Origin of the sequence: Pseudomonas ulcerans (genome assembly GCF_036324125.1) — a bacterium.
Lineage (GTDB): Bacteria > Pseudomonadota > Gammaproteobacteria > Pseudomonadales > Pseudomonadaceae > Aquipseudomonas > Aquipseudomonas ulcerans.
The window spans coordinates 384,986-395,306 of the sequence record NZ_JAZDQN010000001.1 but is presented as its reverse complement, the minus strand read 5'-3'; the positions used below and the strand labels follow the sequence as shown (position 1 = coordinate 395,306).

Annotated in this window: 16 protein-coding genes; 8 read left to right on the top strand and 8 right to left on the bottom strand. The window is 64.9% G+C overall.

Annotation, left to right across the window (positions count from 1 at the left end):
- Window positions 1-111 precede the first annotated feature (111 nt).
- The 4 genes from V0R59_RS01860 (at window position 112) to V0R59_RS01845 (ending at window position 3,216) form a co-directional block, all read left to right on the top strand.
- Window positions 112-1,299, top strand: a complete 1,188-nt coding sequence (locus V0R59_RS01860; protein WP_330075415.1) for an MFS transporter — start codon at window positions 112-114, stop codon at window positions 1,297-1,299.
- Between the two features lie 84 nt (window positions 1,300-1,383).
- The gene (locus tag V0R59_RS01855; protein WP_009408871.1) at window positions 1,384-1,932 is read left to right on the top strand and encodes a cupin domain-containing protein; all 549 of its coding nucleotides are present in this window, start codon (window positions 1,384-1,386) and stop codon (window positions 1,930-1,932) included.
- Window positions 1,933-2,352: 420 nt separating this feature from the next.
- Complete coding sequence (locus V0R59_RS01850; protein ID WP_330075414.1) at window positions 2,353-2,685, top strand: hypothetical protein; 333 nt, start codon at window positions 2,353-2,355, stop codon at window positions 2,683-2,685.
- A 111-nt stretch (window positions 2,686-2,796) separates the two neighbouring features.
- Complete coding sequence (locus V0R59_RS01845) at window positions 2,797-3,216, top strand: group II truncated hemoglobin (RefSeq protein WP_330075413.1); 420 nt, start codon at window positions 2,797-2,799, stop codon at window positions 3,214-3,216.
- Between the two features lie 66 nt (window positions 3,217-3,282).
- On the opposite strand, the gene V0R59_RS01840 is transcribed toward V0R59_RS01845, so the two are convergent.
- The 5 genes from V0R59_RS01840 to V0R59_RS01820 form a co-directional block, all read right to left on the bottom strand.
- Complete coding sequence (locus V0R59_RS01840; RefSeq protein WP_330075412.1) at window positions 3,283-3,579, bottom strand: hypothetical protein; 297 nt, start codon at window positions 3,577-3,579, stop codon at window positions 3,283-3,285.
- A 182-nt stretch (window positions 3,580-3,761) separates the two neighbouring features.
- Window positions 3,762-3,953 (bottom strand): hypothetical protein, encoded by a 192-nt coding sequence (locus tag V0R59_RS01835; RefSeq protein ID WP_330075411.1) that lies wholly within the window; start codon window positions 3,951-3,953, stop codon window positions 3,762-3,764.
- Between the two features lie 141 nt (window positions 3,954-4,094).
- On the bottom strand, window positions 4,095-4,979 hold the full coding sequence (locus V0R59_RS01830; RefSeq protein ID WP_330075410.1) for an EamA family transporter: 885 nt from the start codon (window positions 4,977-4,979) through the stop codon (window positions 4,095-4,097).
- A 165-nt stretch (window positions 4,980-5,144) separates the two neighbouring features.
- On the bottom strand, window positions 5,145-5,696 hold the full coding sequence (locus V0R59_RS01825) for an ATP-dependent Clp protease proteolytic subunit (protein ID WP_330075409.1): 552 nt from the start codon (window positions 5,694-5,696) through the stop codon (window positions 5,145-5,147).
- Between the two features lie 63 nt (window positions 5,697-5,759).
- A complete protein-coding gene (locus tag V0R59_RS01820; protein ID WP_330075408.1) occupies window positions 5,760-6,155 on the bottom strand; it encodes a low affinity iron permease family protein in 396 nt (131 codons plus the stop codon).
- Window positions 6,156-6,319: 164 nt separating this feature from the next.
- On the opposite strand from V0R59_RS01820, the gene V0R59_RS01815 reads away from it, so the two are divergent.
- The 4 genes from V0R59_RS01815 to V0R59_RS01800 all read left to right on the top strand — a co-directional run bounded on the left by V0R59_RS01815 (window position 6,320) and on the right by V0R59_RS01800 (window position 8,479).
- A complete protein-coding gene (locus V0R59_RS01815) occupies window positions 6,320-6,625 on the top strand; it encodes a HigA family addiction module antitoxin (protein WP_330075407.1) in 306 nt (101 codons plus the stop codon).
- Window positions 6,626-6,705: 80 nt separating this feature from the next.
- On the top strand, window positions 6,706-7,623 hold the full coding sequence (locus tag V0R59_RS01810) for a DUF72 domain-containing protein (RefSeq protein WP_330075406.1): 918 nt from the start codon (window positions 6,706-6,708) through the stop codon (window positions 7,621-7,623).
- A 20-nt stretch (window positions 7,624-7,643) separates the two neighbouring features.
- A complete protein-coding gene (locus V0R59_RS01805; protein ID WP_330075405.1) occupies window positions 7,644-8,072 on the top strand; it encodes a hypothetical protein in 429 nt (142 codons plus the stop codon).
- Window positions 8,073-8,107: 35 nt separating this feature from the next.
- Window positions 8,108-8,479: a termination factor Rho gene (locus V0R59_RS01800; protein WP_330075404.1), complete on the top strand. Its 372-nt coding sequence runs from the start codon at window positions 8,108-8,110 to the stop codon at window positions 8,477-8,479.
- Between the two features lie 4 nt (window positions 8,480-8,483).
- Here the strand turns inward: V0R59_RS01800 and V0R59_RS01795 are convergent, their stop codons facing one another.
- From V0R59_RS01795 to V0R59_RS01785, 3 genes are all read right to left on the bottom strand, one after another.
- On the bottom strand, window positions 8,484-9,281 hold the full coding sequence (locus tag V0R59_RS01795) for a glycine-rich domain-containing protein (RefSeq protein WP_330075403.1): 798 nt from the start codon (window positions 9,279-9,281) through the stop codon (window positions 8,484-8,486).
- A gap of 188 nt (window positions 9,282-9,469) precedes the next feature.
- The gene (locus V0R59_RS01790; protein ID WP_330075402.1) at window positions 9,470-9,703 is read right to left on the bottom strand and encodes a metallothionein; all 234 of its coding nucleotides are present in this window, start codon (window positions 9,701-9,703) and stop codon (window positions 9,470-9,472) included.
- A gap of 18 nt (window positions 9,704-9,721) precedes the next feature.
- Window positions 9,722-10,198, bottom strand: coding sequence for a phosphotransferase system, HPr-related protein (locus V0R59_RS01785; RefSeq protein WP_330075401.1), 477 nt, complete (start codon window positions 10,196-10,198; stop codon window positions 9,722-9,724).
- Between the last annotated feature and the right edge of the window lie 123 nt (window positions 10,199-10,321).

Sequence of the window (10,321 nt, the reverse complement as noted above, 5' to 3'; positions counted from 1 at the left end):
GGGCCGGGGTTCCACCCGCTTTGACGTTGGTGAATTCACCCACGTGATCGGGGGTGAACCCGCTCCCACAAGGGCCCGGTCAACACCACAAAAACCAGCCTCGGATCCTCTATGACCAACGCCCAGGTAGCCCCCGCCTTCGACCTGCGCCCCCTGCTCTTCGCCCATATGGCCTGCACCATTGCCATGATGGCCTTCGTCTCGCTGATCGGCCCCATCGCCCATGTCCTGCAGCTTGCGCCCTGGCAAGCCGGCGCGGCGATGACCGTATCCGGGGTGATCTGGATGCTCCTCGCCCGCCCCTGGGGCCGCGCCAGCGATCGCTATGGCCGGCGCCGCATCCTCCTGCTCGGCGCCAGCGGTTTTACCGTCGCCTACTGGGCCCTGTGCCTGTTCATCGACGGCGCCCTGCGCTGGCTGCCACCGGCCTCCATCGCCTTCGCCGGGATGATGCTCGGTCGCGGCGCCATCGGTGCCTTCTACGCCGCCCTGCCAGTGGGCAGCAACGCCCTGATCGCCGACAACGTCGAGCCCCGGCAGAGGGCCAAGGCCATGGCTTCGCTGGGCGCGGCCAACGCCGTCGGCCTGGTCCTCGGCCCGGCCCTGGCCGCGTTGCTGGCGCGCTTCAGCCTGAGCCTGCCGATGTATGCCCTGGCGATCCTGCCGCTGCTGGCGGTGCTGGTGCTGCGCAGCAAGCTGCAACGCCAGGAACTGCACCTGGCCCAGCCGCCGCGCCCTGTGCACCTGAACGACCCGCGCCTGCGCCGGCCGCTGGTGGTGGCCTTCGTCGCCATGCTCTGCGTGTCCCTGGCGCAGATCACCGTGGGCTTCTTCGCCCTAGACCGCCTGGGCCTGGGACCCGGCGCCGCCGCACAGGCCGCCGGCGTGGCGCTGACCATGGTCGGCGTGGCACTGATCTTCTCCCAGTTGCTGGTGCGCAAGCTGAACTGGCCGCCGCTGCGGATGATCCGCGTCGGTGCCAGCGTCGGCGCGCTGGGCTTCCTGATCAGCGCCTTCGCCAACAGCGCGACGCTGCTGGCCCTGGGTTTCTTCGTCTGCGCCGGCGGCATGGGCTGGATCTTCCCGGCCTTCACGGCGCTGGCGGCGAATGCCGTGGACGCCTCGGAACAAGGCGCTACCGCCGGCTCCATCGGCGCGGCGCAGGGCCTTGGCGTGGTGATCGGGCCGCTGGCAGGCACCTTGATCTACAGCCTGGATGCACGCTTGCCATACCTGGTGGCGGGAGGTCTGTTGTTGCTGATAGGCCTTTGGTCGACATCGAGGCCTGCCGCCGTGTAGGCGCTGGTACTCAGCGAGTCCGGACAGCCCCGTGCGAGTGTGTTTTAATGCGTCGCCCATTATTTCTGACACACCAAGGCGGCTATGGACACGGGGACACGACTCAGACTGGTGCGTGAACGCAACAAGCTCTCCCAACGGGAACTGGCCCGGCGCAGCGGCCTGACCAACTCGACGATCTCGCAGATCGAACAGAATCGCGTCAGCCCCTCGGTCAGCTCCCTGAAAAAGCTGCTGGAAGGCATTCCCATGTCCCTGGCGGAGTTCTTCAGCTTCGACGAACCGCCCCGGGAAGAACGCTTCGTCTTCCGCGCCGCCGAACAGCCCGACCTGGGCCGCAGCGGCATGCGCATGCTGCTGGTCGGCGCCAGCGTCGAAGGCCGGCAGATGCGCATGCTGCGCGAACTCTACGCCCCCGGTGCCGACTCCGGCGAAGAGCCGATCGTCCACGCCGAAGGCGAGGAATGCGGCCTGGTCACCCGTGGCACCATCGAGTTGCGTGTCGATGGCCAGGTGAGCATCCTCAACTCGGGCGACGGCTACTACTTCCCCACCACCCTGCCCCACAGCTTCAAGAACATCGGCCAGGACGAGGCCGAGATCATCAGCGCCAACACCCCCGCCAACTTCTGATTGCCCCGGCGGCCCGCTTCCGGCGAGGCCGCTGCCCCCTCTCCCGATTCCCTGCCTCGCCAGCCGACGCGGCGGGCGCCTGCGCGTCGACCACAGGGTCATCCGAGTGACCCGTAAGTCACTGAATAACGCGGAAAGCTTGTAGGAAAAGAATTTTGTAGTGATAAGAAAAAATCACTACAAAACCTGTTGACGCCATTCGTCGCCCTCTTGCATGATGAGGCCGTCTCCCTGATCGGGAGCGCTGGCAAGGGTGTTCCAGACGGCTCGAGTGGTTTTCGGGTTGTCCGTGGAGTGGGACTGTCCAAAAGGCAGAGTGAAGAAAGCCCCTGTTGCGATGCTGCTGTAGCAGCCTTGGTAGTGCGCTACACGTCGTAGCGCCGGAAGAGAAATCAATACTGAAGCGTCATGGGGGCTTTGATGATGAACCTGAACGAAAAACCGACCATCCAGGAACTGGCCAAGCTGTTCGCCGCACGCAAGGACAGCCTCGACAGCCACATTCTGTGGATCTGCAACGCAGGTGAAGTGCATATCGAAGGCATGGGTGCCTGCACTGCGGAAAGCGAGTTCGAACAGCGCAAGCCGAACATGCGTGCCCGCCTGAAGATGTACCGCCGTGGCCAGGGCTACGTCGGCAAGAAGGCTGCCGCCGACACCCAGTACATCGGCCGCGTGCTGGCGACCCTCGAACAGGAGTGGCCAACGCTGCGTGAAGGCCGGGGCATCCAGGTCATCGACCGTCTCTGCTGAATCCGACTTTCCTTCAGCCCGGCCCTATGGCCGGGCTTTTTCATGTCCGGCATCAAGCCCTGCCGACGCCTTGCGGCTAAGATACGGCTTTTTCCCCGGAGCCCTTTCGCCATGAACCAGCCCGCCTACGGCACCGCCGATGCGTCCTATCAAGCCGCCGGCGGCCTCGATGGCCTGCGCCGCCTGGTGGACGACTTCTACAGCATCATGGACCAGGACCCCGCCGCCGAACCGGTGCGGCGCATGCACGCCGCCGACCTGGCCCTGTCGCGGGACAAGCTGACCTGCTTCCTCAGTGGCTGGCTCGGCGGACCGGCGCTGTTCGCCGAACGCTACGGTCCGATCGGCATCCCGTCGTTCCATGCGCAATGGCCGATGAACGAAGCGCATGCACGTATCTGGCTCGACTGCATGGCCCAGGCCATCGCCCGCCAGGCCTACGCGGCGGACTTCGCCGAGTACCTGCTGACCCAGTTGCGGGTGCCGGCCCAGCGTATCGTCCAGGCCAGCCGCGCCCGTCACGGACACTGATCGACAGGCAAAGAAAAAGCCGGTGGGGCATTCATTGCCCCACCGGCCTTGTCGTCCGCGATCCGGCTACGCCCGCAGCGCCATCGGCTCCTCCGGCTGCAGCCCGGCGACCAGCGCCCTGGCCCGATCGACACCCCAGACCAGCGCCCGGCTCATGCTTTCGCTGGGCCGGGTCGGATAGTACTCCTCCAGCAGCGCCTTGCCCTGGCGGGCATAGACACCGAGGAACAGTTGGGTCGCGCCGGTACGCGAGAGCCTGACCTGGACATCGATGCTGGTACCGTCGCTGAGGACTTCATCATGGCTGCGGCTGTGCAGCATGGCATCCGCCCATTCCCAGTACTTTTCTTCCCTGATACGCATTGCTGTCCTCCACTGGAATTTGCGCGTTGGCGGGGCGTAGTAAGGCACAGAATGCCGTTCCTCTCCAGCGCCGCCGGGCGGCGCAATGAGCGAGGTCAAGCAAAACGGCATCAATTGGCGCAAATCGCGTACCCGTCGACGCTTTGGGCAAGCACCCGCGAATGCCCCGAAGGGCATCGGTTTCAGCGTTTCGGCAGGGCGGCTGGCAGGAAGCGGCGGCTTTCGGCGCGGGCCGGCATGCGGGCCTTGAAGGTGCCCTGGGCATCGTCCAGGGTCATGTGGATGAAACCGAGGCGGAAGGCGGACTGGCCGCAACGCACCACGGAATTGATCGGGAACTCATCGCCGAGGTCTTCGAGAAATTGATCCTTCATGTTCCTGCTCCCCTCTGAAAGCGACCGCTACCGATCCTCCAGCGGAGGACCTGAAAATAGCGATCTCGATGTTTCAGAGACTAGCCGGACATTTGCAGACCGACCGGTCATCGGCGCGATCCCCGACCAATGGCACGTTGCTCAGGCCTGCGCGGGTCGCAATGCGTCGCGCAAGCGCGGACCGAAGACATTGATCAGCAACCCGACCATCACGAGCAAGCCGCCCCAGCACTGGATCGCGCTCAGGCGCTCATCCAGCAGCCAGGCCGACGAGGTCAGGCCCACCACCGGAACCAGAAGCGAAAACGGTGCCACCTTGCCTGCCGGGTAGCGCGACAGCAGGCGACTCCACAGGCCGTAGCCGAGCATGGTGGCGATCGCCGCCAGGTAGATCAGCGACAGGATCGAGTTCAGGCCGATGTTGCGCAGCGACGACTCGATCAACTCCGGCCCCTCCAGGTACCAGGACAGCGCCAGGAACGGCAGCGGCGGAATCAGCGCGCCCCAGATCACCAGGGCGACCAGGTCGATCTTGCCGAAGCGCCGGGTGATGATGTTGCCCATGGCCCAGCAGGCCCCACCGCACAGGGTCAGGAGCAAGGCGAACAGCGGTACGTGGCTGTCGTTCTCGCTGCCGATCAGTGCCAGCCCGCCGGCCGCCACCAGCAGGCCGAGGACGCTGGCCGCGCGCAGGCGTTCACCGAGGAACACCGCGGCGAAGATCATGGTGAAGAATGCCTGCGACTGCAGCACTAGCGACGCCAGGCCCGGCGGCATGCCGTTGTGCATGGCCTCGAAGAGAAAGGCGAACTGGCCGAGGGAGATGGTCGAACCGTAGGCGATCAGCCAGCGCCAAGGCAATTGCGGACGGCGGATGAAGAACACCGCCGGGATCGCCACCAGGATGAAGCGCAGGGCCCCCAGCAGCATCGGCGGCAGGCCGTCGAGACCGACCTTGATCACCACGAAGTTCAGGCCCCAGGCAACGATCACCACCAGCGCCAGCAACAGATCCTTGAGCGGCATTTTTCCCCCATCGCACGCGTAATAATTTGAAACATCATATCTTCATTGGCGTCGGGGCTGCCATGGCGGGTGGCGGGTTGGACTATGGATGGGTCGTGCGGTTGCACCTTGATGCAGCAACCGGCCCCAGGATGATGCAAACCTCAGGGGCCAATCGCCATGCCCTCAGGCATGCACGCTCCATTGCACCACCTCCGGCTCGATCCGGGCATCGTCCACCGCCTGGATCAACCCGCAACGGATCGCCTCCTCCGGCGTCACGATGCGTGGATAGGCCATCAGGTAGCGTGGAATATCCAGCACCTCCTCAGCCCCCTGGGTACGCTCGGCAACGATCTGCGCATACAGCTGCAGGTCGTAGTCCAGGCTCATCGCATACTCGGCCATCCGTGCATGGTCCACCGAACCATGCAGGGTCCAGTGGAACGGATGGAACAGGAACTTGCTCAGGGCACAGGCCGTACGATGCTCGCCGGCGAGGAAGATGATGTTGCCCATCGACTCCACCGTGCCGAGGTTGTGGGTATCCACCGGCACCGGCAGCGAGCGCAGGAAGTTGTACAGGCTGAAGCCGTAGCTGCACTCCCCGCCCATGGTCGCGAGATTGACCTGCAGGCGCTCGGCGCCCTGTTGCAAGGCCTTGGAGCAGGTGCTGATGAGGTTGCCGCAGGTGGATGCGTTGATCGGTCCGGTGAAATGAATGATATGACTGGCCATGGTCACCTCGTGCGGTCAGGTCGGTTGCCGGTGGCGTCATGCACGCCGGCGTCTTTCCGTGAGTCAGGCGTTGCGGTCGTGTCGTGGGGTGTTGTCCGCGCCCTTGTCGTCGGCGAGTTCGCCCAGGTGCTGGTAGCGCTTGCGCAGTTCATGCAGCTGCTTTTCGTCCAGGTCATCGAGGCCCAGCAAGGCATTGTGCGCACGCCGCGTGGCCCGCAGCAGCTCGTCGACCTTGATGTGCAGCTCGTCGGTGTCGCGGTTCTGGGTGTTCTGGATCAGGAACACCATGAGGAAGGTGACGATGGTGGTCGAGGTATTGATCACCAGTTGCCAGGTGTCGCTGAAGTGGAACAGCGGCCCGCTGATGCCCCAGGCCAGCACCAGCCCGAAGGCGATGGCGAAGGTCATGGGGCGACCGGTCCAGTTGGCCAGCTTCTGGGCGAAGCGCGAAAACTTCATGGTGGCGATTTCCTTCCAGATGCCAGTGACACGATACGGGCCGAGGGTGCCTGGCCCGACATTCGGTGGAGGTGCCGGGGCGGGCAAAGTTCAACTCGTCGAAACTGGCCGCAGACTTGCATCCAGGATGTCTTGCAGCTTTCGCAACTGTCGAGGTGACTAACATGCACAACAACGGTATGCGCCCGGTCCATCCGGGAGAGGTGCTGAACAAGGAGTACCTGGAGCCACTGGCCGTCACGCCAGGCGAACTGGCCCGCGCACTCCACGTTCCCCCCTCGAACATCCACGCGCTCATCGACGAGCGCCACGGGATCAGCGCCGAGCTGGCGATACGCCTGGCGACAGCCCTGGGCACCAGTGCACTTTTCTGGCTCAACCTTCACAACCAGTACGAGTTGCGCGTGGCCGAAATCGAAAATGGCGACAGCATCCGCAAGCAGGTCCATCCCATCGACTTTCATACCTGAGCGCCATTCGTCCATCGCCCTGAACCCGTGTTGCAGCGGTCCGGTCGCACTCATCAGGAGCCACGACTCAGGACCGCACCGTGAGCGAGATCCGCATCGGCATTTCCGGCTGGCGCTACGCCCCCTGGCGCAAGGTGTTCTACCCCGAAGGCCTGACGCAGAAACGGGAGCTGGCATTCGCCTCGCGGGCGGTGAACAGTATCGAGATCAATGGCTCGTTCTATGCCCTGCAAACCCCGCAACGCTATGCCGAATGGCGCGACGATACGCCGGACGACTTCGTCTTCGCGGTCAAGGCGCCGCGCTATATCACCCATGTCCGACGCCTGAAGGACATCGACGAGCCGCTGGCCAACTTCTTCGCCTCCGGACCGCTGCAGCTCGGTGACAAGCTGGGGCCGATCCTCTGGCAGTTTCCACCGAGCCTGAAGTTCGACCCGCAGCGCTTCGCCGACTTCCTCGAAAAACTGCCCCATGACCGCCACGCAGCCAGTCAGTGCGCGCGACACTGCGCCGCGCGCCTGAAGCACGACGGCGCCTTCGAGCCCCTGGGCAGAGGCGTAATGCGACACGCCGTGGAGATTCGCAACGACAGCTTCAAGGATCCGGCCTTCATCGACCTGCTGCGCAAGCACCAGGTGGCCCTGGTGGTCGCCGACACCGCCGGCAAATGGCCCTGCCTGGAAGACCTCACCGCCGACTTCGTCTACCTGCGCCTGCACGGCGACGCCGAGCTGTATTCCAGTGGCTACACCGACGCGGCCTTGCAGCATTGGGCCCGCCGCATCCGCACCTGGAGCCGCGGCCAGCAGCCCGGCGACGCGCATCTCGCGGCTTCGCGGAATGGGGCGACCCGGGGCGAGAAAGCGATCTACTGCTACTTCGACAACGACCTGAAGGTCCGCGCGCCCTTCGACGCCCGTGACCTGTTGCACCGCCTCAAGCTGGATGCACACCTGCAGACCGAGCCGGGGAAGGCCCCGGCGATTGCGTTATGACCCTGCCACGGGAGACGACCATGCGAACCCCAGCCCTGCTGTTGATACTCGCCAGCCTTGCCAGCGCCAATGCCCTGGCCGATGCCTGTCAGGTCACCACGCGCTCCTCCAGCCCATCGGTGCCAGCGGTGGACGTGGAGACCTGCTACACGCTCAAGGGCATGCCCGCCGAGGCCATAAGCTGGTCGTGCAGCAATGAGAACAAGGAAATGCTGAACACCGAAAAACGCCGGGTAGCCCGTTGCCCGGACAAGGAGATCGGCCAGTGCAGCGCGCCGCTGACCCAGGAAAGCCTGGCCAATCCGCGCGCCACCAGCAATGACCCGGACGGCGCTCGCCCGGCGATTCCAGACGATGCGCAGGTCGTGACCTACTACTACGACACCCGCAACCAGGGCCAGGCACGCATCGATTGCGAGAAGTCAGGCGGCACCTGGCGGATGCCGTAACAACGCCATCGAAATCACCGCAGGAGGATCGACCCATGCCACGGGGAAGCAAAGCCAAGTACACCGCCGAACAGAAACGCAAGGCCGGACACATCGAGGAAAGCTACGAGGCCAAGGGCGTTCCCGAGAGCGAGGCCGAGGCCCGCGCCTGGGCCACGGTCAACAAGCAGTCCGGTGGCGGGGAGAAGGCTGGTGGTTTCGGGCGCGAGAAAAGTGAAAGCGCCAAGCACAAGTCGCGACAGTCTTCGGCACGGCGGGCCGCCAAGACCCGGCACGGCGAGCCGCGCCCGGACCAGCCCATGGAAGCGCTGACCAAGGCCGAACTGCTGGACAAGGCACGCAAGCAGAACATCGCCGGGCGCTCGACCATGCACAAGGCCGAGCTGATCGCGGCGTTGAGCCACTGAGCGGTCAATAGTCGATGGATACGCAGCCGCTGCCCCCGGGGCGTGCAACGCCCAATGCAGCGACACCGCCGAAACCACCACGGCCATCCGCTCCGGCCTCGACGCAGCGGCGCGCGCGTGCGGCATCAGCGGCACGGGCGGGCGCCAGATCGCTGCCCGGTTTCTTGAAACCGCGCAGCAGATCGATCAGGCGTACCGCTTCATCCAGGCTGCTGGCAGCGCCTTTGCCAGCCGTCTGCACCGCATTGCCAAGCGTGCCGTTGCTGCCTGTATAGCCCTCGGCGAGCGCACAATCCGGCGTGCTGGAGCCGCGGCCACCACTGCCGCCGCGGCCAGGATCGCGGCTGAACACATGGGCAATGCTTGTGCCGCCACCCTCGCCGCCCGTGGCAAAGAAACGAAACGCCGAGAGGGTGCCGCCCGGCTCCCGAATACGAATGCCACTGGCACCTCCCGCATGCCCCGCCCCGGAGGTGCCAGCGGTGCCAGCCGCGCCCACCGTCACCAGCAGCGCGGAACCCGGGATTACCGAGAGCGTACAGATCAGCGTGGCTCCGCTTCCTCCGCCACCGCCACCCGCATCGGTATCCCCGTAAAGTGCAACGACGACACCCGAGCCGCCCACTCCGCCACCACCCCCCGCTCCGGTCAGGGTGAAAGTGACCTGCGCGACGCTGTCCGGCAGTTGCAGCACCTGCGCTTCGACAGGACGGGTGAAGGTCTGGTTCACCGCCCCGGCGAAGCCGCCGCCCGCCAGCAGCAAAGTGGCCGTGCACGCGCTTAAAACGGTACTGGCATTCATGGTGACCACCTGGCTTGAGGGCACACCCGCGCAACCGAGCGGCAGGTTCTCCCAGACCATAGTGTGGCAGCACGGCAGGCTCACCTGACAAAACAGCCAGGTACCAAGAACGCTTCGTGATAGGGGTTATTTCCTTTCAGAAAGAAAAGGCATGCCTTTGGCAGGCACGCCTGGGTAAACCCGGTATTTCACGGCGAAATCGGATCGCTCGCCGGGAACGTCTCTTCCAGGGCGTTATCCACGTTGGATTCATCGGGCTGCTTGCCCTTGTCATCGCCGCAATGGCAATCGCTCATGCGGCACGGCTCGCCGTTCTCGTGGCCGCTGGCGCAGGCTTCGCAGCAGTAGGCTTCACCGTTATTGGTCAGCGCGTTGGCGTCGACTTCACAGGTGCAGCCGGGACAGGCGCAATGGTCGGTCATGATCTTCTCCTTTCTCGTTCAAGGTTCCTCGTCGCCTTCCGGCGGCGAGACACGGTCGGTCCAGGGCTTGCCATCCAGCGGTGCGGAGCGGGCCAGTTCGGCTTCGTCGAGGCCTATGCCGCCACCGATCTCGTCCTCGTCGACGCGGCGCAGTTGCTGGTCCACTGGGCCGTTGCCGCCCTCCTCGGACGGATCGCGGGCGCCGCTCTGGTCGAACAGGGTGTCGGGGCTGAGGTCGTCATAGGTGACGTTGTCCTCGTGGAGGCTTTCCGTAAGCGCCTCGCCGCCGCTCATGCCGCCGCGCTCGACCCGCTCCGGAGGAAACTCGCGGTTCACTTCCTGCTCCGGCCGGGCATCGCCGGCGCGGCCCTGGCGCTCGTCGTGGCGTTCGCTGAAATCCAGCTCATGGACCTCGCCCATGCGGTCCTGGATATCGTCGATTTCCTGGGGAACATAGGGCGCATTGGCGCCCGGCTTGTCGGTCTTGTCGATCATGGCAGCCTCTCTTTCAGGTGAGCTCTTCCTGAGTCGACTTCGCCCTGCGCGCAATGATTCAGTCTTTCTGCCACGCGGTCGCGGCACACCGCGCATGCCGATTGAACTCCCGTCCCCCACGTC

Excerpts from the sequence above, each read along its gene's own strand:
- V0R59_RS01835 (WP_330075411.1), bottom strand. The coding sequence starts at position 3,953 with ATGAAGGATCAATTTCTCGAAGACCTCGGCGATGAGTTCCCGATCAAT.
- V0R59_RS01820 (WP_330075408.1), bottom strand. The coding sequence starts at position 6,155 with ATGAAGTTTTCGCGCTTCGCCCAGAAGCTGGCCAACTGGACCGGTCGC.
- V0R59_RS01815 (WP_330075407.1), top strand. The coding sequence starts at position 6,320 with ATGCACAACAACGGTATGCGCCCGGTCCATCCGGGAGAGGTGCTGAAC.
- V0R59_RS01795 (WP_330075403.1), bottom strand. The coding sequence starts at position 9,281 with ATGAATGCCAGTACCGTTTTAAGCGCGTGCACGGCCACTTTGCTGCTG.
- V0R59_RS01830 (WP_330075410.1), bottom strand. The coding sequence starts at position 4,979 with ATGCCGCTCAAGGATCTGTTGCTGGCGCTGGTGGTGATCGTTGCCTGG.
- V0R59_RS01805 (WP_330075405.1), top strand. The coding sequence starts at position 7,644 with ATGCGAACCCCAGCCCTGCTGTTGATACTCGCCAGCCTTGCCAGCGCC.
- V0R59_RS01800 (WP_330075404.1), top strand. The coding sequence starts at position 8,108 with ATGCCACGGGGAAGCAAAGCCAAGTACACCGCCGAACAGAAACGCAAG.
- V0R59_RS01850 (WP_330075414.1), top strand. The coding sequence starts at position 2,353 with ATGATGAACCTGAACGAAAAACCGACCATCCAGGAACTGGCCAAGCTG.
- V0R59_RS01825 (WP_330075409.1), bottom strand. The coding sequence starts at position 5,696 with ATGGCCAGTCATATCATTCATTTCACCGGACCGATCAACGCATCCACC.
- V0R59_RS01855 (WP_009408871.1), top strand. The coding sequence starts at position 1,384 with ATGGACACGGGGACACGACTCAGACTGGTGCGTGAACGCAACAAGCTC.
- V0R59_RS01845 (WP_330075413.1), top strand. The coding sequence starts at position 2,797 with ATGAACCAGCCCGCCTACGGCACCGCCGATGCGTCCTATCAAGCCGCC.
- V0R59_RS01860 (WP_330075415.1), top strand. The coding sequence starts at position 112 with ATGACCAACGCCCAGGTAGCCCCCGCCTTCGACCTGCGCCCCCTGCTC.
- V0R59_RS01785 (WP_330075401.1), bottom strand. The coding sequence starts at position 10,198 with ATGATCGACAAGACCGACAAGCCGGGCGCCAATGCGCCCTATGTTCCC.
- V0R59_RS01790 (WP_330075402.1), bottom strand. The coding sequence starts at position 9,703 with ATGACCGACCATTGCGCCTGTCCCGGCTGCACCTGTGAAGTCGACGCC.
- V0R59_RS01840 (WP_330075412.1), bottom strand. The coding sequence starts at position 3,579 with ATGCGTATCAGGGAAGAAAAGTACTGGGAATGGGCGGATGCCATGCTG.